The sequence below is a fragment of the Planctomycetaceae bacterium genome (assembly GCA_041398785.1).
GTDB lineage: Bacteria > Planctomycetota > Planctomycetia > Planctomycetales > Planctomycetaceae > JAWKUA01.
Genome location: JAWKUA010000011.1, coordinates 61,914 through 86,684 on the forward strand (window position 1 = coordinate 61,914; position 24,771 = coordinate 86,684).

The 24,771-nt window shown below is 59.9% G+C and carries 20 protein-coding genes; 8 read left to right on the forward strand and 12 right to left on the reverse strand.

From position 1 onward, the window contains the following. Window positions 1-86: 86 nt before the first annotated feature. From R3C19_14215 to R3C19_14225, 3 genes are all read right to left on the reverse strand, one after another. On the reverse strand, window positions 87-953 hold the full coding sequence (locus R3C19_14215) for a PEP-CTERM sorting domain-containing protein (GenBank protein MEZ6061496.1): 867 nt from the start codon (window positions 951-953) through the stop codon (window positions 87-89). A gap of 643 nt (window positions 954-1,596) precedes the next feature. Further along, complete coding sequence (locus tag R3C19_14220; protein ID MEZ6061497.1) at window positions 1,597-1,809, reverse strand: hypothetical protein; 213 nt, start codon at window positions 1,807-1,809, stop codon at window positions 1,597-1,599. Next, the gene (locus tag R3C19_14225; GenBank protein ID MEZ6061498.1) at window positions 1,802-2,287 is read right to left on the reverse strand and encodes a hypothetical protein; all 486 of its coding nucleotides are present in this window, start codon (window positions 2,285-2,287) and stop codon (window positions 1,802-1,804) included. The genes R3C19_14220 and R3C19_14225 overlap by 8 nt, the downstream gene beginning before the upstream one ends. A gap of 745 nt (window positions 2,288-3,032) precedes the next feature. On the opposite strand from R3C19_14225, the gene R3C19_14230 reads away from it, so the two are divergent. Continuing rightward, window positions 3,033-4,157: an SPFH domain-containing protein gene (locus tag R3C19_14230; GenBank protein MEZ6061499.1), complete on the forward strand. Its 1,125-nt coding sequence runs from the start codon at window positions 3,033-3,035 to the stop codon at window positions 4,155-4,157. A gap of 347 nt (window positions 4,158-4,504) precedes the next feature. On the opposite strand, the gene R3C19_14235 is transcribed toward R3C19_14230, so the two are convergent. Next, window positions 4,505-4,717, reverse strand: coding sequence for a hypothetical protein (locus tag R3C19_14235; GenBank protein ID MEZ6061500.1), 213 nt, complete (start codon window positions 4,715-4,717; stop codon window positions 4,505-4,507). Window positions 4,718-4,844: 127 nt separating this feature from the next. Between R3C19_14235 and R3C19_14240 the strand changes: the two genes are divergently transcribed. Then, the gene (locus R3C19_14240) at window positions 4,845-6,086 is read left to right on the forward strand and encodes a hypothetical protein (GenBank protein ID MEZ6061501.1); all 1,242 of its coding nucleotides are present in this window, start codon (window positions 4,845-4,847) and stop codon (window positions 6,084-6,086) included. 234 nt (window positions 6,087-6,320) lie between these two features. After that, window positions 6,321-8,669 (forward strand): dienelactone hydrolase family protein, encoded by a 2,349-nt coding sequence (locus R3C19_14245; GenBank protein ID MEZ6061502.1) that lies wholly within the window; start codon window positions 6,321-6,323, stop codon window positions 8,667-8,669. Between the two features lie 652 nt (window positions 8,670-9,321). On the opposite strand, the gene R3C19_14250 is transcribed toward R3C19_14245, so the two are convergent. The 3 genes from R3C19_14250 to R3C19_14260 all read right to left on the reverse strand — a co-directional run bounded on the left by R3C19_14250 (window position 9,322) and on the right by R3C19_14260 (window position 12,093). Beyond that, a complete protein-coding gene (locus tag R3C19_14250; GenBank protein MEZ6061503.1) occupies window positions 9,322-10,275 on the reverse strand; it encodes a hypothetical protein in 954 nt (317 codons plus the stop codon). A 311-nt stretch (window positions 10,276-10,586) separates the two neighbouring features. Continuing rightward, window positions 10,587-11,465, reverse strand: a complete 879-nt coding sequence (locus tag R3C19_14255; protein MEZ6061504.1) for a hypothetical protein — start codon at window positions 11,463-11,465, stop codon at window positions 10,587-10,589. A 298-nt stretch (window positions 11,466-11,763) separates the two neighbouring features. After that, a complete protein-coding gene (locus R3C19_14260; protein MEZ6061505.1) occupies window positions 11,764-12,093 on the reverse strand; it encodes a hypothetical protein in 330 nt (109 codons plus the stop codon). A gap of 561 nt (window positions 12,094-12,654) precedes the next feature. On the opposite strand from R3C19_14260, the gene R3C19_14265 reads away from it, so the two are divergent. Continuing rightward, complete coding sequence (locus R3C19_14265) at window positions 12,655-13,224, forward strand: NUDIX hydrolase (protein MEZ6061506.1); 570 nt, start codon at window positions 12,655-12,657, stop codon at window positions 13,222-13,224. Window positions 13,225-13,473: 249 nt separating this feature from the next. Further along, window positions 13,474-15,819 (forward strand): alkaline phosphatase D family protein, encoded by a 2,346-nt coding sequence (locus R3C19_14270; GenBank protein MEZ6061507.1) that lies wholly within the window; start codon window positions 13,474-13,476, stop codon window positions 15,817-15,819. Window positions 15,820-16,457: 638 nt separating this feature from the next. Here the strand turns inward: R3C19_14270 and R3C19_14275 are convergent. Continuing rightward, window positions 16,458-17,462: an aspartate-semialdehyde dehydrogenase gene (locus R3C19_14275; protein MEZ6061508.1), complete on the reverse strand. Its 1,005-nt coding sequence runs from the start codon at window positions 17,460-17,462 to the stop codon at window positions 16,458-16,460. 213 nt (window positions 17,463-17,675) lie between these two features. Here R3C19_14275 and R3C19_14280 point away from each other — a divergent pair, with 213 nt between their 5' ends. From R3C19_14280 to R3C19_14290, 3 genes are all read left to right on the forward strand, one after another. Next, on the forward strand, window positions 17,676-18,290 hold the full coding sequence (locus tag R3C19_14280) for a sigma-70 family RNA polymerase sigma factor (protein MEZ6061509.1): 615 nt from the start codon (window positions 17,676-17,678) through the stop codon (window positions 18,288-18,290). Then, window positions 18,287-18,769 (forward strand): hypothetical protein, encoded by a 483-nt coding sequence (locus R3C19_14285; protein MEZ6061510.1) that lies wholly within the window; start codon window positions 18,287-18,289, stop codon window positions 18,767-18,769. The genes R3C19_14280 and R3C19_14285 overlap by 4 nt, the downstream gene beginning before the upstream one ends. Window positions 18,770-19,440: 671 nt before the next feature. Further along, the gene (locus R3C19_14290; protein MEZ6061511.1) at window positions 19,441-20,139 is read left to right on the forward strand and encodes a LysM peptidoglycan-binding domain-containing protein; all 699 of its coding nucleotides are present in this window, start codon (window positions 19,441-19,443) and stop codon (window positions 20,137-20,139) included. Window positions 20,140-20,587: 448 nt separating this feature from the next. On the opposite strand, the gene R3C19_14295 is transcribed toward R3C19_14290, so the two are convergent. From R3C19_14295 to flgK, 4 genes are all read right to left on the reverse strand, one after another. After that, window positions 20,588-20,938, reverse strand: a complete 351-nt coding sequence (locus tag R3C19_14295; GenBank protein ID MEZ6061512.1) for an HDOD domain-containing protein — start codon at window positions 20,936-20,938, stop codon at window positions 20,588-20,590. 91 nt (window positions 20,939-21,029) lie between these two features. Next, a complete protein-coding gene (locus R3C19_14300) occupies window positions 21,030-21,824 on the reverse strand; it encodes a hypothetical protein (GenBank protein MEZ6061513.1) in 795 nt (264 codons plus the stop codon). Between the two features lie 28 nt (window positions 21,825-21,852). Continuing rightward, window positions 21,853-22,470: a flagellar hook-associated protein FlgL gene (flgL, locus tag R3C19_14305; protein ID MEZ6061514.1), complete on the reverse strand. Its 618-nt coding sequence runs from the start codon at window positions 22,468-22,470 to the stop codon at window positions 21,853-21,855. 279 nt (window positions 22,471-22,749) lie between these two features. Continuing rightward, window positions 22,750-24,723 (reverse strand): flagellar hook-associated protein FlgK, encoded by a 1,974-nt coding sequence (gene flgK, locus R3C19_14310; GenBank protein MEZ6061515.1) that lies wholly within the window; start codon window positions 24,721-24,723, stop codon window positions 22,750-22,752. Window positions 24,724-24,771: the final 48 nt, after the last annotated feature.

A 24,771-nucleotide genomic window follows, 5' to 3' on the forward strand; every position in this document is an offset into this window, starting at 1 on the left:
GCCTTTCCCGGGTGCCCGCTGTTCCGACCGACGTCGTCTGCCGGAAGCGTTCGCCGAACACGCCGCCGCCGACCTCAAAGCTGACATCACCGCAGCCGGCGGCGATACAGGGCGATTCCCGCCGCGATGCTGAACAGCAGCACAACCGAAGACGGTTCCGGCACGGCAACGACGCTCAGACTTTCGCCGAAACCCGCCATGATCAGGTTCATGTCGTCAATGTACGACGGAACGAACGTGTCGCCGGAACCGAGTTCTCCCAGCATCTCGTTCTGATACATGAACCAGTGGATTCCCAACACAGCCGGACCGGACGGAGTCAGCACAAACGTCGGCGCGCCGGAGTCTCCGCCGGTGACGCGGGCTTCGTCGGCACCAAGTCCGGGGACGTCGTAATCAAAGATGAACACGTCGCCGCTGCCGCTTAACGCAGGGTCGCTGAAATTCGTGATCGACTGCGTGACGACGTTCCGCCCCATCCGCTGCGATGTCGGCGTCGCCGCCCCGCCGGTACGTCCGAACGTGGAAAACGTCAGACCCTCAGCACCCGACGGCGTCACGTCGGCAATCGCGTACTTCTCCACATTGCTGCTGACGCTGCTGCTCAGACGTCCCAGCCACAGGTCCGAACCATCGATGCGCCAGCCCTGTGCGACCGTGTGACTCTCGCTCATACCACCGGGGTCATTGCCGTGGTAGAACGTCACATCGGCGTTCAAACCGGGATGAGCGTGCGACGCGGAAACGAAGAACGAGTCGCTGACCATCGTCGCCCACTGCGTACCGCGTCCGACACCTGACCAGTTGTACGGATTTCCAATGAAGTCCGCGTGATTCGTGAAACGGTCGTGAAAATTCGTGTTGTATCCCTGAACAATCAGAGTTCCCTGTGCCGCGGGAACCGACCACGCAGCGAGCGAAAACAGGCAAATCGAAATCCTGATGAAAGACACGCTCTGACCTTTGGACACGTGGAATCGCCGATGACCGGAACAGCGGCGTCGGGAACTCACTGACTCCGTCCGCTTATTAGCACCGACGCGCGAAGGCATGTCAACGACCGTATATCCGGTGAATTCCTGCTTCCGGGCAACTCGTGCGAGTTGACGCATTTTCTCACAGCCCTCAACGCCGCCAGTGCCGTCACGCAACGGCCCCCCGAACGCACACCTCGGGCTCCGGCGAGCTGCGCGACGTCAGTTCGCAATCGCCGCCGCCGAACGCCGAACCAGTGATCGAATACAGCGAACGCGGACTCACGTCGCAACCCTGCCGATTGTCGTGCCGTTCCGTCGGAAACGGAACACCGACCGCCGAGCGTCCACGTTGGCTACCTGAGTTTGTGGCAGTCGCTGCGGGCAGCGATTCCGGGACTGCTGAACGAAAGTTCGCCCGCCCACACGGCTTGTCTCGCTCACGTCGCCTGCGAATGTCAAGCGATGATGCGAATCAGACAGGCATTGCGATCGCATGGCGGAACGACCGAGCAGTGTTTGGCCGCGAAATCTCCGCACGCGGTTTGCGCCAACGAGATGTACCACCCGCTCTTGACTCCCGTGCCGGGTGGTGTCGCAGCAGCCGTATCAAAGTCGGCGATTAGCGGGCTGCCGGAGAACTCTTTCCAATTGAAACGGCGCTGTCTGCGACTCCGGGTGTTTCGCATTGCTCTGCCTTCGTGCCGGGATCGATCGCCCGCGACGCTTCATCGGGCCATCGATTGTTGATCGCGGCGATCAGTGTGCGGATGTTGTGTCCGGCCTGCGCCGACATTTCTTTTCGAACGCGTCGGACCTCGTTGTAGCTATCCATTGACCGCTTCCTCATTCAGCAATTCCAGTGGAGTGACCAGCGCCGGGTTTCCCAATCCCAGTATATCGTTGACACGCCGGATGTGGCCAAACTTGTTCGCGTTGGCGATGTGGCGGCAGTTCCATGTCACCAGGAAGTCGCACCGGTGAAAGGAGGCCGCAGCGAGGTGCAGGGCGTCGCCGCCAGGATCATTGGGCATGACGTGATGCGAAATGTACGAGTCAACCACTTCGGCAACGGCATCATTCAGTGCCAGCATTGGAATTCGAGCAGCCAGTGCGAGCATTTCTGCCTTGTTCGGAAACTCCCCGGCGTCGAGTTCGGATTTGACAGCGAGGCTCGTTACGAGCTCGTCGGTACCAAGGAGCGCAGCGTCAAGCCACCGCCGGGACCAATTCTCGCGAGCCACCATTTCAGGCTCGGTCCGAGCATTGAAGTAGAAGCTGAAAATGGTGGTTTCAACGTAGATGCGTGCCATTGCGCTTGGGCCTCGATTTCAGCCGCGAAACTGCGGCGACCACACGACTGCCGCGGAAGAGGTCATGTAAGCGCCCCGGAGCGATGTCGACATCACCGAGCCTGATGCGTGTGGGTTACGCAAGGCACAACCGAGGACGTCCGGGAGTGCCCGAAACGCACCTTGAATTGCCGGCTGCACGTCGTCATCAACCTGCGGACCTGTCTCGGCCATGCGTTAACAAGCGAACTCATTGACCCCGATTCGGAAGGAGCGGTGCTGATGGACAAATCGTGGTTTGAACATTGCCGTATCGTGAGTCGTTATGGGACGGCAGCCGCGAATCGGTGCTCTGCAAAACGAATTTCATACCGAAGCGACCCTGAATGCAGCTTACATCCTGATGCCGGCGTCGTCATCTGCAATCTCGCGGGCGGAACGGTCGTGAGGTGGCATCAGGCTGCAAAGAAACTGCAACGACGGGTTGCGCACCATCAGTCCGCAATCATCACCGCCGAACGCGGAACCAGTGATCGAACACAGCGAACGCGGACTCACGTCGCGCGGCTCACTCTGCATGCGAGCGTGAACGGGCTTTTGCTGCGCCGGCGGGTGGCTTTTCGGCGGTGGTTTTCAGCGGTGGTTTTCAGCGGATGTCTGCTGTGTCGCGGATCGGATTTTCTTCCGCTAACATTTGCCGGCCCTGAACGAAGTAGCTCTTACACGGCTGAATCGACACTGAAACTGAACTGACCGGAGAACACAGATGGGACTGTTCGACAAGCTGCGTGCGGAACTGATTGATATCGTCGAGTGGGTCGACGACTCACGGCACACGCTGGTCTGGAGATTTCCCCGCTACAACAACCAGATCAAAAACGGAGCTCAGTTGATCGTGCGGCCGGGCCAGGTGGCGGTGTTCGTGCATCGCGGACAGATCGCGGACGTGTTCGAACCCGGCCACTACGAATTGAAAACGGATAACCTGCCGATCCTGAGCACCATTGCCGGCTGGAAATACGGCTTCGACAGCCCGTTCAAGGCGGAAGTGTATTTCGTCAGCACTCGTCAGGTGACGGACCTGAAATGGGGCACGCCGAATCCGATCATGCTGCGGGATCCGGAATTCGGACCGATTCGTATTCGGGCCTTCGGAACATATGCGGTCAAAGCCGTCGAACCGAAGGCTCTGCTGAAGGAACTGGTCGGCACGGACAGCGAGGTCGGCACCGACGAAGTGACCGAACTTCTGCGAGCCATCATCATCAGCACGTTCGCGGACGTGATCGGCAAGTCACAGATCGCCGCGCTGGATCTGGCCAGCAAGTATCAGGAATTCGGCGAAACTCTGCGGAAGGAAGTTCAGGAACGCATCGACGACGAGTATGGCCTGGAAATTCCGCAGTTGTTCATCGTCAACATTTCGCTGCCGGAGGCCGTCGAAAAGGCACTGGATACTCGCACCAGCATGGGCGTGATCGGCGACATGAACAAGTTCCAGCAATACCAGATGGGGCAGGCAATGACGGCGGCGGCCGAGAATCCTTCTGGCGGGGGAGCTGCGGAAGGCATGGGACTGGGCCTGGGCTTTGCGATGGCCGGAAAGATGATGAATCCCGGAATGATGGGCGGCGGACCGATGGCCGGAGGAGCCCCTGCTGCCGGAATGACGCCGCCTCCGCCACCCGTTGCCATGTGGCACGTGGCGGTGAATGGCCAGACAACGGGACCATTCAGTCCCCAGCAGATGGCCGCGGGAATTGCCGGCGGAGAAGTTACAGCGCAGACACTGGTCTGGTCGAACGGTATGTCCGGCTGGGTTCCGGCGGGCCAGGTTCCTCAGCTTTCGAATGCGTTCGGAGCCGTTCCGCCACCACCGCCGGCACCGTAAACCTACACCATGCTACTGGCCGGTGAGTTTGTTCAGTTCGTCCAGCAGCCTCGCAAGCTCCTGGTCGGCAACACGACCGACCTGCGTTCCAATCTGACTCCGATCAATAGCGACGCACTGAAACACGAGTGCAACAGAGTCATTTTGCAGCCCGGATTGGGAAGTCGCGATAATCATGACGGTGCCAGCGAATCGCAATGCCGTCTGCGTGCTGGTCAACGGAACCAGCAAGACGGTTGGCAGTCTGCCACCGTAACGGTCATCCTGGATGATGACTGCGGGACGTCGTCCACGCTGAGACCTGCCGCCTGAACCCTGAAGTTCAACCCAATGAATGTCGCCGGGCTTCACTGGTCCTCATGCTCCAATTTCTCAATCAACCGCCACGTGTCGGTGCCGGCGCGCTGCCATTCCGAAAGCTCCTGCTGCAGTTCAGGCGTGATTTCGTCGTGGCGGACAACGATGTTTACGCAGGTCCCTTCCGGCAACTCACCTCCCGTTTGGGGTACAACAACACCATTCCTGACAATTCCCTGAATGATTCGCTCATTAACAGCCATGCGATTGTTCCGTGCTTATCGTTGACGCTTTCCAGGTTCAATCATAGTTTGTCACCGAACCGGCGACCAGACCTTGGTAGGTCGTCTGACACGGACAGTGCGTGATCCAGGTGGGCTACAAAGCATTATGGCTGAGCAGTCTTCGACTTCGGACGATATGCCCGTCCTGCCACCCCTTCCCGTTCCAAATCCCGCGGATTTCGACGGACCGCTGGACCTGCGCCGCCGTGATGCTCGCGTGGGAGACGCGGGGCAGACGTTTGATGCCGGCGAAGGGCGAATTTTCCCGTGCGAAAACTGCGGCGCCGATCTGGAATTCAACATCGGCGACCAGGCTCTGGCGTGTCCGTATTGCGGCCACGTCAAACAGATTGATCTTCCCGATGGCGCAACGCTGCAGGAACAGGATTTTCACGCCATGCTGGAAAAGATCCGGCAGTGGCGAGAAGCGGCCGCTGAATCCGGCTCGGAGACCACTGCGGTCAGCGCACAGCGTCGTGAGCTTCGCTGCGATTCCTGCGGCGGTAACGTGGAATTCGTCGGAACTCTGACCAGTACGCACTGCCCGTACTGCGGGTCGCCGATGCAACTGGAAAAAGCTCACAAGGCCGAACAGCGGCGAGTTCCCGTCGACGGAGTGCTGCCGTTCCAGATCGAAAAACAACACGCGGAACAGAATCTGAAGCACTGGGTCAGTTCGCGATGGTTCGCTCCCAACAGGTTTCACAAACAGGGAGCGACCGGTCGGTTTAACGGAGTCTACCTGTCGTATTACACGTTCGATTCGATGACCTACACGGCCTACAGCGGCCAGCGCGGCGAATACTACTGGGTAACGGTCGGCTCCGGAAAGAATCGCCGTCGCCAGCGCAAGACTCGCTGGTACCCCGCCAGTGGCCGATTCCAGAGATTCTTCGACGACGTGCTGGTGCTGGCCAACACGGGACTTCGGCGAGACTTCATGCTGGCTCTGGAACCCTGGCCATTGCTGAAAGTTGTGCCCTTCAATCAGCAGATGCTGGCCGGCTATCTGGCTCGCACCTATGACATCGAACTGGATACCTGCTTCACGGATGCGAAGGGTCGCATCGATTCTGCTATTCATTCCGAAGTCTGCCAGCGAATCGGCGGCGATACTCAGCGAGTCGACAGCATCAACAGCAAGTACGAAGCCGTCACGTTCAAGCACCTGCTGCTGCCGGTCTGGCTGCTGGCCTATCAGTACCGCGAAAAGACGTATCAGGTCTTCATCAATGCCGCCACCGGCGAAGTTCAGGGCGAACGACCCTACAGCGTCTGGAAGATCGCCTTCACCGTTATCGCGGGACTTGCCTTAGCCGGAACGATTTACGCACTGACGCAACGGTAGCGCGCCGCCACGAACGTTTTCCGGCAGCAAAAGCGCCGACTCGAAGATGGACGAACCATCGAACCCGGTGGTCTGATTTTCCTGTCCGCAATGGTCCTGTTTCGATCTCGCGGCGCGGCTGCAGCGACACCTTGCCGCTGGCTTCGCGCAAGTTGACGACAGAACTGCCTTTTCGCAAACTCACCATCGACCTGTCGCCTTACCCGCTTCCCCACTGCTCACGGGAATCCTTCCATGAAGCCCGCTCGAACGCTGCTGAGTCTGATCCTGCCGCCGCTCGCGATTTTCTGTATTCCCAATGTTCGTGCCGCCGAAGAACCTGTCGCGCCGGCAAACATACAGGCGCTGACGATGGAAGGTGACATCGCGTCGCAGCTTGTCGACGGTGTTGATCGGTTTCTGCTGAACCAGATCGACAGGGCGGCCGATCGTCGCGACGAATTCTGGAACTTCGACACGTCGTCCGCCGCGGCTTTCAATAAATCGATCCGGCCCAACCGCGAACGGCTGGCGAAGATTCTTGGTGTTTGCGATTCGCGAGTCCCGTTCGAATCTCCGGAACGGATCGCGACCGTCGCCGACAGCAAGCTGGTGGCTCTGACGAACAAGTACCGCGTGTTCGCCATTCGCTGGCCGGTGCTGGCCGATCCGGCTCCGTCGGCCGGGAACCTGGTTTCCATCTACGGTGAAGGATTGCTGCTGGTTCCGACAGGCGACGTGATCGCTGACGTCGTCGCGATTCCTCACGCCGATCATTCGCCCGAACAGATCTGCGGGCTGGCCGAAGGCATTCCGGCCGAGTCGCAGTATGCTCGCCGCCTGGCGGAATCAGGCTGTCGTGTTGTCGTTCCGACCATCATCAGCCGGCAGCGAAGCAAGCGAAATGGTCGAGCCGACCTGACCGATCGCGAGTACCTGTATCGCTCCGCGTTCGAACTGGGCCGGCATCTGATCGGCTACGAACTGCAGAAGGTCTTCGCCGCGATCGACTGGTTTGAAAGGGATGCGGGCGACGGTGATGCGAAGATCGGAGTCATCGGCTACGGCGAAGGAGGCATGCTGGCGCTGTACTCTGCGGCGCTGGACACTCGCATCGACGCGGTCTGTGTTTCCGGCGCGATGGGCTTCGATCACGATTTGTGGAAGCAGCCACTCGACCGCAACGTGTTCGGCCTGCTAAGGGAATTCGGCACGGCGGAACTGGCGACGATGGTTCAGCCGCGTCGCCTGATTACAGACTTCACCAACGCACCTGAACTGGAGCTTGCCGGCAACGGTGGAGCACCGTCCGTTCTGATAACACCGCCGGTGCAGCAGGTCCGGGATCAACTGGACGCAGCCGCTCAGGTTGCCGCCAGGCTGATGGACTCCGGCGCGCAGAAGGTCGGTATCACGAACCACTTCGGCGACACGCGAACGTTCTGTGACACGGTACTTGGGCTGTTCGTAGCGTCCGTTGCCGGGGACGCCGCGGACGCCGATCGAATTCGCGACTCGGCCACTACATCTCCGGCAGAACTGTCCGATCGAACGGAAATCATCGCGACGCGTCACCAGCGGCAGTTGGAAGAAATCGATCGCCACAACCAGGCTCTGCTGCGCGAAAGTCCGTTCGTTCGAGACGACTTCATGAAAGCTCTCGACACCAGCTCCGTCGACGCCTACGAAGCCAGCGTCGAGAAATACCGCGACATTTTCCACAAAGACGTTATTGGAGAATTCGAGGAACCGCTGCTGCCGTTCAATGCTCGTTCCCGAAAGTCCTGGGACACGGAACGCTGGACCGGCCACGAAGTCGTGCTGGATGTGTTCCCGGACGTGATCGCCTACGGAGTTCTGCTGATTCCGAAAGATCTGAAGCCCGGCGAAAAACGGCCCGTTGTTGTCTGCCAGCATGGCCTGGAAGGCCGGCCGACCGACACGTTTCTGGACGATCACCGAGCCTACCACGACTTTGCTTCGAAGCTCTGCGAACAGGGATTCATCACGTTCGCTCCGCAGAATCTGTACATCTTTGAAGACCGCTTTCGCACTCTGCAGCGGAAGGCGAATCCACTGGGCAAGACTCTGTTTTCGGTCATCGTGCCCCAGCATCAGCAGATTGTGAACTGGCTGAAGACACAACCGTTCGTCGACAGCGAACGGATCGCTTTTTACGGCCTGAGCTATGGCGGCAAGTCGGCGATGAGAATTCCGGCTCTGGTAACCGACTACTGTCTTTCCATCTGCTCTGCGGATTTCAACGAATGGGTGCTGAAGAATGCCACCACTCGTCACAACTTCAGTTACGTCTGGACCGGGGAATACGAAATCTTCGAATGGGACCTGGGCAGCACGTTCAACTATTCCGAAATGGCGGCGCTGATCTGTCCGCGTCCGTTTATGGTGGAACGAGGCCACTTTGACGGAGTCGGCGAAGACGAGTGGGTTGCGTTTGAATTTGCGAAGGTCCGACGTCTCTACGCGGCAAAGCTGGGAATCCCGGACCGCACGGAAATCGAATGGTTCGTCGGTCCTCACACGATCAATGGCCAGGGCACGTTTCGGTTTCTACGCCGGCATCTCGATTGGCCGGAACAGTAGCAGGCCGGTAGCAGGTCCAACTCTCACCGGGTACCACATCTTCGAAGAAGTTGTGCGGCGCAGCCGTCGGAAACCGGTTTGGGACCTGCTGCCGCATTGAGCGTTCTCTGGCGCAACGGTCGGGAGGGCGAGGCTCCCACCGAGCCGCGTGGGCCAAAGGTCGTCCGATATGGCAGCGGCTCGGCGGAGCCTGCCCTCCAAACGTCCGTCCGCACCGGGTACCACATCTTCAAGAAGGGGCCAGCCGTCGGAAACCGTTGTGCGGCGTGCTGCCGCCGGCGGACTTTGCGGTCGCAAATGGCGTCCACAGATTTCACAGATTCCACAGATGGCACGATCGGGAGGGCAACGCTCACGCCGAGCCGCGTGGGCCAAAGGTCGTCCGATATGGCAGCGGCTCGGCAGGAGCCTGCCCTCTCGAGCATGCGGTCTCACCGGGTACCACATCTTCGAAGAAGTTGCGGCAGCCGTCGGAAGGCGTTATGGGACGTCGTGCGATCATCGTCTGTCGCATGGCGCAACCACCGAGGGCGAGGCTCCGCCGAGCCGCGTGGGCCAAAGGTCGTCCGATATGGCAGCGGCTCGGCAGGAGCCTCGCCCTCCCGCGCATCGGCCACATGTCGGCATTCATCAGGTCGCGCATGACCGACGACTATCGCCGCGGATTCTTCGGTTCATCGATCGCGAGTCGTTCGCGGCGAGTGGCCTTCCAGTGCCGGATGTCGATCGCCTGCGGAACCGGTCCGTCGTCAAAACTGCCGAAGTCGCGGTGATAGGCAATCATTCGCTGCAGCTTCTGCTCGACGGTCAGTTCTCCCGGATGCTGCGTATGAGGCGACCGGCCCCACAGGACTCGCGATCCTCCTGCCGTGCGAATCTGATACTCCAGATCTTCCGGCTGCGCGTTGGGAGCGGCTCCGAGCGGAGCCAGAATCGCCCGCAGTTCCATGGCTTTCCACCACGAACGGCCGTCCGAATCCTGACTGATCAGGACATCCGCAAGTTGAGCCGCACCGGTCACAGCCGGGTCTCCCCACGCTTCACCCAGACCGCCGACCGGAACACTGCTGACCTGTTCGATGATCGGATACCGCTCCAGATCGGCCATCGTGAAATCCTGAGGCGGCAGGACATGTCCCAGAGCGTCGACGGGATAGTAGCCGTCCACTGCCTGCACCATCGCCACCGGCCGGCGGTATGTGACTTCCACGACAACGTGCGCCGGAAAGTCCTTGCGAACACGCTGCACATCGTCAATCCACGGGTGAGTATAGAACGCGGCGGCAATTCGTTCGCTGAGCGTCGGATCCAGCAGCGACAGCGGAGCGTCCGCCAATCCGGCTCGACGGAAGACCTGTTCGACCAGGTCCGGCGGCACCCATCGCGGCGGAGGCGTCACGGTGATCTGTTCCACGCTGACCTGATACTCCGGCCTGCCTTCCAGCTTCGGCAGTTTTTGCCGGAACTGTGGCCAGAACAGCAGTGAGAGAGCAACCGTTGCGGCAACAACAAGCCGCCACGGTCGAAACAGCCACCGCGCGGCGCGCTGCGACATCGTCGGCGACGCGGCCGATTTGGTTTTTCGAACGCTCTTTGACCGAGCCATGCCGAACTGCCGTCTCGTATCCTGAAGTCGTACAACAACGGCCAACCCTTGCCGCGCGGTTGCACAAGTCAACACAGGGAATGTCGGCATTCACCGGACAGGCACCAAAGCTGTCGTACAGGATCGTCGTCGGCGTTGTGGCGAAGATCCGCTTCCTTCCGATTGCGAAGACTGGGGAATGTCGCCGGGACGCGCTTGGCGACATCACACAAAACGCAGCCAGCGCATTTCACGCCGCGGCAACTTCCGGCACGCAGCAGTCAGCAGCAAGACACAGATGACAGCGACGAAAACGCGCCTGGCCTGAGGCGCTACTGGCCGCCTCGACGATCGCCGAATCCGCCGGCACCGGGGTCGTAGGAACGCCCAAAGCCGGTCGAAGCAGGACCATATGGCTGAAGACCGCCGGAGAATCCTCCGTAGCCGCCCAGCCGGCGAACTCCCTGACCGACACCGCCGTAGTCGAATCCGCCGAATCGGCGAATCGTCGCCGGCGAACTGTATTGCAGTACGTTTGTCCCATACGGAAACGCTCCGTTGTAGCCCGCGCGCGAGGAACCGAATCCGGTGCCTCCGAACCCGAGAGCCTGATTCGGCGGAACAACGCTGTACGGAATGCGCGACGCACCGAAGTTCCCCGGCAGCGTTCCGGAATTCGGCAGAACAGTGCTGTTCTGAAGAATGGTCGTTCCCTGCGTCATCGACGCCGGATTTGAGCCGGTCGGTGACACATATGTCGCCGGATCGAAGTCCTGCCATTTGCCGCTGCGCCAATAGACCCATCGGCCCGATTTCAACTGGTACCACCATTCTCCGTTGACATTGCGATAGCGCGCGCGAACGGATTCATCAGCCTTTCGCAGATCGATCCGGCCGTCAGTGACGCCGACGGCATCGCCTTCCTTTGCGGCCTTCGAATCCGGAGACGTCTGCGAGTCCGCGTGTTCCGTCGCCGCGTCGATCGTCGCGTCACTGCTGCCGGGATCATCCGCTGCAGCGGTATTGGAAGCTTCCCTGTCGGAAGGCACGCTGTCCGGTTCAGACAAAGTGGCGGCTTCCGGTTCACGCTCACCCGAAGCTGCCGGATCCGCAACCTCCTGGCTCACCACGAACATCGCGGGCTGACTCACCACGAACATCGCCGGTTGAAAGACAACCGCCGCCAGACAGAACAGATTCCAGTGATTCATCAGGCTTCTCCCGGTCATGGCATCCGTTCCGCTGGTTATCAATCATGCACAATCACCATCGACGGCGCAGCGGTACGTCGGTTCGAAGGCGGCCGCGCGAACAAGAAATGGTGTTGCCTCGGTCGTTTCCGCAACCAGTCCCGCGCCACAAACGTTTGCGAAGACATTGTACCGCGCCCGAATCTGAAACGAACGACATGAGTCCGCACTTTCGAATCCGCGCAGCGAAAAGCCCGTCGGTCATTCCGACCGACGGGCCGAATTCTCAACGCGGACGTTCATCAGACTGCCGCGTTCGTTAGTGGCAGTATCCTCCGCCGTAACCGCCATAGCCATAGCCGCCGTAGCCGCCATAACCATAGCTGGGGACGACGTAAACGCTGCGAGCCGGATAGCCGTAGCCATAGCTGCGACCATAGCCACCGTAGCCATAGCTGCCCAACCGGCTGCCATAGCCATATCCACGACCATAGCTGACGCCGATTCCGCGACCGTAGCCGCCGCCGAAGTTCAGCGAGATTCCGACGTTACTGCGTCGTCCGCCATGGAAGTGATCCGCGCTCGCCGATGGTCCCATCGCGAACATCAATCCCGCGACGGCCAGCAACATCACCAATGCCTTTTTCATGTCTGTCTCCTCGTACTGAGTAAGGGGTAAGAATTGCCCCGCCACTTGAAACCATCATCCTGTTGACAACGTCATTGGGGCAGACCGTGCTCGTTGCTCCGTGGCTGGTCTGTGACTGATGGCTTCAACGTGGCGGGGCGAGTTTGATCAGAAGGGGATGATCTGCCCTATAGTCACTCAGCTCCGTCCGAGATTGCTTTCGCCCGAATCCGGGTGCCACTTTCGAAGTGTCGTGCCATAGCATTCATGCAAACACAGTGCCGCAGTTTCTGCCGGTGCCGGAAATGTTCTAAAGTGCAGTCAGGAAAGCTGTTGCGGGAGAATTCACATCGCTCGCAGCGTTTTTCAGCCGTCCGCTGTCGTCATCGAAACGATTGCACCCGTCTGCAATCTGATGTCACTGGAAGAAATCTTTCCATGTTCGTCGATCACGATTGCAACCGGGTGCTGCGTCCGGATTGAACCGACCCGGCCGTTTCTGCGCGATGACGCTCAACAACCACGCCGCAGATTTCCAAAGGTTCGATGCCCCGCTTGCGGTCCCAGGGAGAAGCGAATTCTATGCTCGGTCAACCACACGGCCCGTGGCGCGTACTGAAAACCAGCGACGTCTACAGCGACCCGTGGATGCACGTCACGAAAGATGACGTGGTTCGCCCAGACGGAAAACACGGCACGTACAGCGTCCTGCGCCTAAAACCCGGAGTCTGCGTGCTGGCGGTTCAGGACGACAGCGTGTACCTGACCGAAGAATTTCACTACGCCGTCGGCCGAGTGACTCTGGAAGCCGTCAGCGGTGGCCGCGACGATGACGAACCCGCCATCGAATGCGCGAAACGCGAGCTTCAGGAAGAGCTGGGGGTTCAGGCAGGCACCTGGACGGAACTCGGCGTCGTCGATCCGTTCACAGCCAGCGTCGTTTCTCCGACAGCATTGTTCGTCGCGACAGACCTGACGTTTGGCCAGCCGGCACAGGAAGGAACGGAACAAATCCGCTGCGTTCGCCTGAGCGTGAAGGAAACCTACGACGCCGTCCGAACCGGTCGCATCACGCACGCTCCATCGTGCATCGCGATCCTGCGATACTGGATCGACCGCCTGCAACCGTCGGCGCCCGTGAGCCCGCTTTGACGGTCAATGCAACGTGCGAGCGATACTCAGTCCCGTCGCCGTCCCGATCGTTGCGCCAGAGGACGGTCAATGCGGCAGCAGGTCCCGGCGGAACGCAGGCTGACGCTGAGTGCAAGTTGACGGCTTTGCAGCCATTTCGCAAACTCACGTCCGGCGGCGGTTCGCCGTTTCCTCCGTCACAACAGACGTCGCAGCGCACGGCACCGAGCGATGTTCCGGCCGGTTGCGACGACGAAATGAGGTAATTCGATGAATGCGAAACAGGTAACGCGTCGCGAAGCGATCAGGACGACAGCCTGTGCGGCGGGAGTGCTCGCGTCTGCTTCCTTCACAAAGGCCGCTCCGCAAACGACGGCGGACGGCGATCCACCGTCGTTCGTCAGTGACTGGGACACGTCGAACGATCGCGTGTGGCTTGGCGAAGCATTCTGGGCCAATCCCATGGAAGACTGGAAGATCGTCGACGGCGCCGCGGAATGTCAAAGCGCGGCCGGAGGTCGCAATGTTCAACTGCTGACTCACCAGCTCACGAACTCCGACGGTGCGTTTCGAATGTCGGTACATGTGCAGCAACAGCAGATCGGCAACGGCGACGGTGGAGCGGGATTCCGCATCGGAGTTCGCAGCGACATCAACGAACACCGCGCCAATTGTTTTGCGCCCGGCGGAATCAATGCGGGAATCGTTGACGGCAGCCTGACGCTGGCCGACACGACTCGCGAAATCGACAACTTCCAGCAGCAGCAGTTGAAGAATCCCGGCGTGCGATTGTCGCTGGCCGGCGAACCCGACGGTGACTCGTATTCTCTGCTGTTGACCGTTGACGATATGAATGGCAGCGAACTGGGTCGCGTGACGGCCACCGTTCCGCGATCAGCCGTGCCGGGCAACGTGGCCATCGTCAACAACCTTTCCGCAGCACCGCGACAGGGCCGGCTGGCTCGCTACCGTTTCAGCCAGTGGACGGCTGACGGTGATGCGTTCACGGTCACGGACGATCAGCGCTTCGGTCCGATTCTGTGGTCGATGTATTCGCTCAGCGATTCGCGCACGGCTGATGGCTTCGTGATGAAAATCTCGGCGCTGTGTCCGCCGCTGGGAACGGACGATGACGATTCTGTGGAGCTGCAGATTCGTCGCGGCGACTTATGGAAATCGCTGGGACATGCCCGGCTGGATCAAGATGCATGGACCGCCACGTTTCGCATCGTTCAGTGGGATGAAAAGTCAGCAACGGAATACCGCCTTGTCTATCGGGAACGACGCCGCAACGGGACCGTGAAGGAATCGTCGTGGACCGGCACAATTCGGCCGAATCCCACGGGACGACCGTTGCGAATGGCGGCGATGACCTGCCAGAAGGACTACGGTTTTCCGTATCAGCCCGTGTCGGACAACGTGCTGAAGCTGGATCCCGATCTGGTGTATTTCTCGGGCGACCAGTTGTACGAAGACCACGGCGGGTTCGGCCTGATTCGCGATCCGGCCGACCGTGCGATCTTGAACTATCTGCGAAAGTACTACATGTTCGGCTGGGCGTTTCGCGACGTGATGAAGGACCGCCCGACACTGTGCATTCCGGACGATCACGATGTCTTTCAGGGCAACATCTGGGGCGAAGGCGGTGCTCCGATGAAGGACATCAGCCAGGGAGCCTCGTCGGTCGGTGGGTATCGCGAGCCCGCTCGAATGGTCAACGTCGTTCACAAGACAAACGCCGCGCATCATCCGGATTATTTCGATCCGACTCCCGTCAAACAAAATATCAGCGTGTACTACGGCGACATGGTTTACGGCGATGTCAGCTTTGCCATCATCGCGGATCGGCAGTGGAAGTCCGGTCCGGAACATGTCGACACCGGCAGCGGGCGAGCAGATCACGTGCTGGACCCGAGCTTCGATACGTCGAAGCTGGACAAGCCGGGGCTGGTCCTGCTGGGAGAACGGCAGGAGCAGTTCCTGCGGCACTGGGTCGACGACTGGCGCGGGCATCGGATGAAGGTGTTGCTAAGCCAGACGGTCTTCGCCGCAGTGGCCACTCATCACGGTGCGTACGACGGCTACCTGAAGGCGGATCTCGATTCCGGCGGCTGGCCTCCGACTGCGCGCAACAACGCGCTTCGCATCATTCGAAGAGGAATGCCGCTGCACATTAACGGCGACCAGCATCTGACATCGCTGGTGCAATACGGAGTCGACCACCAGCGCGACAGCAACTGGAGCTTCTGCGTGCCTGCGATCTCCGCCGGCTATCCCCGCTGGTGGCATCCCGACGAACTTCAGATTCCGCACGACCACCGACCTGCTCACGATTTGCCGAACACGGGAGAATTTCTCGACAGCTTCGGCAACATGGCCTACGTCTATGCTGTCGGGAATCCCGAGGTAGGCACGAAGAAGAACCGCTACGAGCTGGCTCACCAGAAGGGCAGCGGCTTTGGTCTGGTGACGATTGATCCGGACGCCAGAACGTACAAGCTGGAAGCATTTCGGTTTCTGGTCGACGCGACAAAGAACGATCCGGCAAGCCAGTTTCCCGGCTGGCCGGTCGTGCTGCATCAGACAGAAAACCGCGGTGAAAACATGCTGCGGTAGTTTGGCATCTGAAGTTGCGTCATCGCGCTGTCACCGGTTGCGTGTATCGAACAGCACCGGACGGTTCTCTTCGAAGCGTTCCCGTGGCGGCGAAGCTGGTCTCACTGGCGGGAATCTTTGCCGTCCTCGATCCCATTGAGACCAAGCCGGGCGAAACGCACGACTGTAAAAACGGGAAATCGGCGACAACGGGGAAGGATCGGATCGCGGCCGAATCGTCCGGACGCCGACCGCAGTCTCCGAATGGAATCTTTACAGAATCAAAATGAAAAATTGCCGCGAACGTGTAGCATGGAATCTGCCGTTGCAATCGTGGCGGCCAGGTTGTTTGAGTTGACGCGACTTCAAGAAGGAAACGCCGGAACGGATCATTATGGGCATTATTCGCTGTCCTCGCTGCCAGGAACGCTTCGAACTCTTCGAAACGAAATCTCGCGTGGTGCGGCTTCTCTATGGTGTACTCCAGAGACGCTGTGTTCGGTGCTGGCGATGTGGAAAACTGTTCTCGATTTCTCGTCGGCACGGCATTCTGGAGAACCACTGACGCGGCTCAGGCGTTCGAACGGGCATCGCGGAAAACGGTGATCCTCCGGCGCTGCCGTGGTGCAGTGGCGATTTCAACGCTCTTCCGCTTTACCTCATGCGTTTTTCAGCAGCAGTTCGGCAATCTGGACCGCGTTCGTGGCGGCTCCCTTCCGCAGATTGTCTGACACGCACCAGAACGACAGGCCGTTGGGGTGAGACAAGTCGCGCCGGATCCGGCCGATGAAGACGTCATCGCTGCCGTCGCAGTTGGACGGCATCGGGTATTTTCCGGACGCGGTATCGTCCACCACGGTGATTCCCGGAGTCTTTGCGAACAGTTCGCGAGCTTCCGCGACGGACACGGGGCGTTCGGTTTCGACGGTAATGCTTTCGCTGTGGCAGTTGCTGACGGGAATGCGCACGCACGTCGGACAGATCATGATGGAATCGTCCCCGAAGATCTTCCGAGTCTCGTACACCATCTTCAGCTCTTCGCTGGTGTAACCTTCATCCTTCAGGCTGCCGATCTGCGGAATGGCGTTGAAGGCGATCGGATGAGCAAAAACGCGGTACGTGTATTCCGAATTGTTCAAAGCGGCGCGAGTCCCTTCGATCAGATCCGTGCTGCCCTGCACACCGGCTCCGCTGGTCGCCTGGTACGTGCTGACGATGACACGGCGCACGCGGGCCGCATCGTGCAGCGGCTTCATCGCCAGAGCCATCTGCGTTGTGGAACAGTTGGGGCTGGCAATGATTCCCTTTGCGCTCAGTGCCGCCTGAGGATTGATTTCGGGAATCACCAAAGCCACATCGGGCTTCATTCGCCAGTAGCCGGATTCATCAATCACTCTGGCTCCTGCCTTCACGGCGGACGGCAGGAACTCCGCGGCCGTATCGTCCGGCGTGCTGGCGATCACCAGATCGACGCCGAAAAAGCAGTCGTGCGTCAGTTCCTCGACGGTGACAGTCTGCCCGGCAAACGGCAGTGTCTGCCCGGCGCTTCTTGCGGATGCCAGAAATCGCCAGGTCTTCGCAGGGAACTTTCTTTGTTCCAGCAGTTCCCGAATGATGGTTCCGACGGCTCCGGTGGCGCCGACAACAGCAACGGTTTCAAACACGGCAGTTCCTGACTAGGTGTTCCAGCGAAAGTCAATCGGCGGCAGGGGATGCGAACCCGGCGATTTCCTGGCATCCGGCCGGTCAAACGGTGTACACTGCCATCCGCCGGAAGGGAATTGTGCAGACCCGGGACGGGGAAAATACCGTCCGGGCAGGTTTTTTCAATTTCCGTCAGACAAAGATGTTTCCGGATTTACTCGTAAGGGTCGGCGGTGTCTTCGGATTCAAGAACAGAATTCCATGCGGCGTTTCAGGCGATCATCGCTGTCCTGAACAGCGACACCAATGACGCTCTGGGACGGCTGTTTGATCTGACGGCATCGCGACTGGTGCGGCTGGCGCTGACCGTCACGGGCAGTCAGCCGGATGCGGAAGATGCCGTTCAGGGAGCGTTCTCACGGATCGCTCGAAAACCGAAACTGCTTGCCAAAGCCGACACGCCGTGGCCGTACCTGATCCGCACAGTTCGAAACGAATCTCTCAGAATTGTCCAGAAACGCCGCCACGTCCGAATGGGAGACCTGGACACCGCGGGTTCGCAGCAAACCCCGGAATCAGTTTTCCATCAGGAAGAAACGGCGGAACGAGTGCGGCGAATTCTCGCAACTCTGCCGAAACCACAATACGACGTTGTTATTCTTAAGCACTGGGAGGACCTGACCTTTGCCGAGATCGCGGACGTTCTGGGCAAGTCCCAGAACACAGTTGCCAGCCGCTATCGCTACGCAATGGAAAAGCTCCAGAGAAGCCTTGAACCCCTGGTGAATGATCGCCAGGCGGACCTGCCGACTCGCCCGATTCTTCCCGAAAAAACTCCCGCATCATGACCCGCCCAGATCGCAATCTTCCAGAACCTTCGCTGCCGGAATACGGCCTGATTCGCGACGCCGCGCCGACGGTCCGGCTGTCCAGCGGGTTTCGTGACCGCGTGCTGACCGAATGCGATGCGAACATCCGTGTTGCGCGGCGCGCATTTTGGCGCAAGGTGGTGCTGACGTCGGCCGGCGTGTGTTGTGGAAGTCTGCTTCTGTGGATCGCCGCCTACCAGGTTTCGCAGCCGATCGTGAGCGTACCGTCGACGCCCGCCCCGTCGTCGAATGCTCCGCAACATCCGCCGACCGGAAACTATAATTCCGGATATCCGGAGCCCGGCAGTCTGGGACCGCAACCGGACTCACCCGGTCTGGCGGTTGGCTCCCCGCGTCCCGTTCCAAAGACAGATCTGCAGCAGATGGATCAGATGATGGACGACCTCAAGAACCGGACTCGGCAAATGTTTGACGCCGGCATGCTGCCGGATTTCTAGAGCTCCGTCAGCCCCGAATTGACGAGTCGTGTGGCACTGGTTGCGCCAGTGCGACCGTCAGGGCGACTTCATCGCGGAGACCACTGGCACACCCGGTTCCCAGTTGTCGAAACATGCTGGCCAAAGCACCAGAGCTTTGGAACGCCCGTGAATTAGGCGTGCGCCAGATGAGAATCGACCCGCCGGGCACAAGTGTCCTGTCCATCGTAAATTGATGTGTGCCACGGGCTGTGCCAGTGCTCTGTGCTCCGGAACACACTGGCACAGCCAGTGGCACTCGACCCACCCATCCACGCCTGACATAGCACTAGCCCCGGTTCTCTGTGAACACAACCGCGGCCAGCGCCGTGCGGCTCGCGGGCGGGTAAACAAATCACCTGCCGCTCCATTTATCTGTTTGCGTTACGCAGTCTGGCTGTCTGCGTCGAACAAGTTCACATAACCGAAGCGCGCTGCCGCCATCTTTCTGCGTTGCCGGCCGTCGAATTTCGAGCGGAAATCTCCGCCCAGTCGGCATGATCGGCACGATGTCGAACTGTCCGCGTCCGGCTGGCGAGTTTCGTTCATGATCCGTTCGCCGTCGGCCGAAGTCGATAAGGCGGCGGTCTTCGGCGGATTTCGCCGGTTGCCGCAGGGCAGGAATCGCCTTTTCAGCATCAAGTTGGTTTTGCATGCACCCCGATCGCAAAGTCGGATTTGCGATGGGCATCCTTCTGGCGGGAATTGTGGCAGCGCTGTTCTTTCGGAATGAGCCGCTGCTGATCGAAGAGATGCCTTCCGTAAACCGCGAACGCGAACTCAATGAGCGGCTCCGCGAACGCGATGTCGCTGTCTATCTGAATGACGACGCCGATCGCGAACCGGGCGCGGCTGCCCCCGATCGTGACTCCGCGGATCGTCATGACTGGACGCTGCGCGAGTTCTTCGATGAACTGGAGGAACGCAATACAGGCGTGCCGGTACCTGTCGGTCGCCAACCCCTTGCGCCGGCTGCTGAGCTGACGGATGTTGGTCGCAGCACGGAATCGCGGTTCGTGCCACCGACGATCGAAATGGCAGCCACAGATACTGTCGCGGCAAAGCAGGATGTCAGCCAGGCGACGGCGCTGGAGGCGATGGAAGAACTGGCCGGCAGGATTTCGACCGGGTCTTCCGGGAACGCGGCAGAACAGCCCGCTGCGACGGCGCCGCCGGTGGACTACGACGAATACACCGTTCAATACGGCGACACGCTGTCGGGGATCGCCGAACGATTCATGGGATCGCAGCAGAAGTATCAGGAGCTGTTCGAAGCCAACCGCGATCGTCTGCCCAGCGCCGATCGACTGCAGGTCGGCAAGGCGATCCGAATTCCCAGGACGATGCAGTAACGGGTTCTCCGCATTCCGGACGCGGCATTCCACACGCGACGCAGGTTTCGGTCGGAGCGCCGACAGAACCTCGCTGGTCGCACGACGCCCCGTTCAGATGACCAGTCGCCCCGATCATTGACGGCGCAAAAAAAACAACCGAAGGGGAGTGGCCCGCGGCTCCCCTCCGGCTGAACTGCAACAGTGCTTCTGTAAATCTGCTTTCCCGGCTGCAATCCGCCACGAAATCCCGGAAATCAGAGAATGATCTCGAATTTCTCCGCCCCAATACGGGAATCCCCCCAATCAAAATCGCCCGACCGGCCGCTGACCGTCTCGAATGAGTCTACGTCAAAACCCGTAGTTGAACGCAATGGCATTTTCCGGTTTTGCATCGGCGGTAGCTCAGTGGCACGCACCACTCGCGTCGACGGAGTTGCGGACGCGTGCATTCCGGAACGCGACGGCACTACGCCGTCGCTGACATCTGGTGCTGTTCGATCAGATTCGCCAGCATCCTGCGAAGGCGATTCATTCCCAATAACGCGAAAGCATGCACAGGGTCCGTGATCCGATTTGTCATGGATGCGACTCGGGAATTGGCGAAGGCCAGAATGTACCTCTGCAGTCCTTCGCTGAGTGAAATTTCCGCGCGCAGCTTCTGAAGATCCAGGTCGTCATCGTCCAGCAGCAACTGCAGCCGCTGAAGTTCGTAACGGTTTGGCAGCTCAAACAAATGCGGCGCTGGCGGCGGGGTATGGTGGCGGTCCATCCGGATTCTGCGACCGGATCTCAAAGCCTGTTCGATCGAATCAGCCATAACTTCGCTCCCGGACGGGATGTGTGCCGAAGGCTGGAAGCCAGCGTTCGGGCCGATCAGGAATCACATTTCAAGCCAGGACGGTATGCGGTCACTGAAGGAAATTCAGCAGATTCTGAGCCTGCAGGCGGGTCACGCTGGCCATCGTGTACTGTTGCAGGTTCAGCAGTTCCTGAAGATTCAGCGCAGCCTGAGCGATATCCGCGGAGGTCAGGTCGCCGTGGTCAGCTCGGGCGTTCAACTGCAGATCTTCTGTTCTCAGCGTCAGGCGGTTGAGCTGTTCCAGTCCGACCGACTGAGTTCCGATTTCATCCAGCAGGTGTTCTTCAATCCGTTCGATATCGCTCAGTCGGTGGTTGAGCGATTCTGAAAGTTCCGCTTCGGTCAATCCTCGCGTGTTCAGCATGTCGTCGCGAAGGGCCTGCAGAGCCTGGAACGCGTCTGCCGTGCCGGGAAATTCCACGGTATTGGTTCCCGCGCGGGTAACGGCGCTGGTGTCCACGTGCAGCAGGCCGCCGTCCCGACTGTCGATGACCGACTGATCGGGCGTGAATGTAATGGCCTGAGTCGTCTGCCCTCCGTCCAGCGACAGCGTCCCGTCGGCGGCGATGTTCACACTTCCGGAGAAGCCTGCGGCGATCGATGTGGTGTCCACATAAACGACTTCGCCGTCCGGTCCGGTAATCAGCAAATCGGTGTCGGTGTTCGAAAACGTGACCGGTACGCCGCCGTTCAGCGAAATTGTCCCGGACGCGCCGGTGCCGCTTGTATCGTCGATCTGCAACTGATGAGTCCCGACGGCTCCCAGAATAGTGTCGCCGACGACGGAGCTGCTGCCGGCGGCGACACCGGATGCTCCCTGGTACGTCGTCAGCGTGTGCGTCACCTGCAGTTTTCGAACTCCCGTGGCCGTGTCAGTTCCCGCCGATGGCGGCTCCCGTCGTGCCCTCAATAACAGACGGCTGTCGACTGGCTGGCTGGAAGATTCGGTCTCCCGACACCAGCGAGTCGCGAGTAATGTCGTTTGAAAGATACAGCGATGTGGCTGACGGCGTGCCGTTGTAGGTCACGCCGGTTCCGTCATTGCTGACCGTAAACGGCCGGATGTCGGTGGCGGTACCGCTGAACAGAAAGCCTGATTCATCCGTGGAATTGGCGACGCTGACAAGCTGATCCAGGATCCCCTGAACTTCCGCCGCAAACACATCCCGTTCCGATGAATCCAGCGATTGCCTGGCCGACAGCGCCAGTTCGCGGGCTCGAACGTAAAGCTGGTGGGCCTCCCGCAACTGTACGTGAGCCTGGCTGAGTCGCGATTCGGCGTGCTGCATTGCCGCCAGTTGCGATTCCAGCCGCGACAATCCGTCCTGCTGAATCAGACTCTTGCGAACCGCGATCGGGTCGTCCGACGGCCGCTGCAGGCGCAGTCCCGTTGAAAGCTGCTGCTGAGTCTTCTGCAGATCAGCCGTCTGCTGCTGTAAATGCCGCAGCGCGATTGCGGCTGACTGTCCCTGAGTAACACGAAAAAGCATGTGCCTGATTCTCTAACTTCTGTCCCGGCATCCGCGTGGAATTGTCAGAAGCCAAACCGGTGGCTCACGCGACCGGCTCATTGTCTGTCGGCCCGCCGGGCATAAATCGCAATCGAACAAACACTTCCATTTCCCCGACGGCCCGGGATTCCGGAGAGCCGTCGTCCGGTGCCCGTGGCCAGCGTGTCTTCATGTGTGGCACTGGTTGTGTCAGTGCTCTGCAACCTTGAACACACTGGCACAGCCAGTGGCACACATCAAAATACGATGGTCAATTCACTAGCCTCCGATTCTCAACACTTCCTGAATCGTCTGGTCAACGGTTGTCAGAAACCGTGCAGCCGCCTGAAACGCTTTTTCGACTTCCAGCATGGCCAGAAGTTCTTCATTCGGATCGACACCGGACAGCGCATCGCGATCGGCCTGCAGTCGCTGACCGAACGAATCGAGTTGCGAAAGCTGATTCTGTGCGTCCTGCACATCAAGACCGGATTCCGCGGTGATGTCGGCCAGAGTTTCCACAAACGTCCGGTTGTTCAGCGACGCGAATCTTGCGTTTCGCAGTTCGGCCATAGCGGCGGCATTGACGGACTCCCCGCTGAATTCCGTCTTCGCCAGAGCCAGCAGCGACGGGTTCCTCTGCAGATCGGAACGCACGCCCAGATTCCCCGGCGACGATCCCGTGAACAGCGAATTGATGCCCAGCGCGGACAGCAGCCCCGGTTCATCGGCGTTTGCCGTTGTGAGCACCGAAAACGTATCTGTCGCCGCAATCGTGCCCGGCCCGAACTGCAGCGAAACACCATCGGCGATCTCCAGCGGAGTGCCCGCTTCGTAGGTGCTGCCGATATCCAGTGTCGCGATGAGGTCTCCCGCCTGATTTCTCACCTCGGCGGTCAGTCCGTCCGTCACGCCGACCGATCCGGCGCCGGAGAACGTAACGGTCCAGTTGTCATTGGCGACACCGGTGTACCGCCCGCTGAATTCCGGCTGAGCGGTTCCGGCAAAGGCAGTCAGATCGGGGACCTGATCGACACGGCCTGCAAATTCAATCAGTTGCTGCGCTTCACCGCCGATCAGCAGTTGCCCCTGATTCGGTTCGATCGCCGCGACCACGCCGGGCAATGCATCCAGCCGGCTTGCCAGGTCGCTGAGTGAATCAACCGCCGGATCAACGGCGATGCGATGAGTTGTCCGCAGTCCGGTGACAGTATCGGTGACGGAAATCGTCAGATCGCCTGCCGTTATGGGAAACGCCAGGCCGCTTTGTGACAGCGGCACGTTGACGTCATCCACGCCGCGTGAGCCCGTCAGAGAACGGAATCCGCCGGCGTCGTTCAGTCCCGTGGCGTGAAGCTGGTCAATGGATCGCACGATTTCGGTCGCAAGTGTCGCCAGTTCGTCGCGAGTCCTCGGGATGATTTCATTGACCGATTCCAGCAGTCCGCGGATTCGTCCCGAAGCCAGCGGTACCGCAGTGTTGCTGTCTTCCAGAAACACACCCAGACGACCATCGGCGCCTTCGCGCGCGGTCAGTCGGGCCGGATTGGTGCCGACAACGATGGCTCCGTGATCAATCACCAGCAGTTCGCGTCCGCTGGATGTCGTCTGGACTTCGGCGTCGACCCAGTCAGACAGCTGGCTGACGATCTGATCGCGGCGGTCCAGCAGATCGTTAGGCTGGTCGCCCCGCAAACGAGAGGTCTGGATGCGCTGATTCAGTTCGGCGATCTGTCGGATCAGGCCGTTCACTGCCGAAACACTGTGCGTAACTTCCTGACCGGCATCGATTGATAGCTGCCGCAGTGAATCGTCAAGAAAATTGAATTCCTGAGTCAACTGTTCGGCGGCAGACAGAAACTCGCTGCGGACAGCCTGGATTTCGGGATTGTTGGCGAGAGCTTCCAGCCGATTGAACAGACCTGACACGTGCGCATGAACCGAATTGTCGCCCGGTGTCAGCAGCGCCTCGATGCGCTGAGCCGTCGCCAGTTCCTGTTCGACCCAGCCGATCAGCGCGGAGTTGCGTCCGATGGCTTCAGCCGTGGCCTGATTGCGCAACCGGGAAATCGATTCGACTTCAACGCCGGAACCGATCAACAGACCGTCCTGATTCAGCGGCAGCCGGTCCGCCAGATTGACTCGCTGCCGGTGATATCCGGGTGTCGACGCGTTGGCGATGTTGTTTCCCAGCACCGCCAGCGTCTGCTGGTGTGAACGAAGTGCCGAAAGTCCGATGTCGAAGGAACGCATTGGGCCGTGTGCGGGAAAAGGAGTGCGGGAAGTCAAATATCCGAAGTC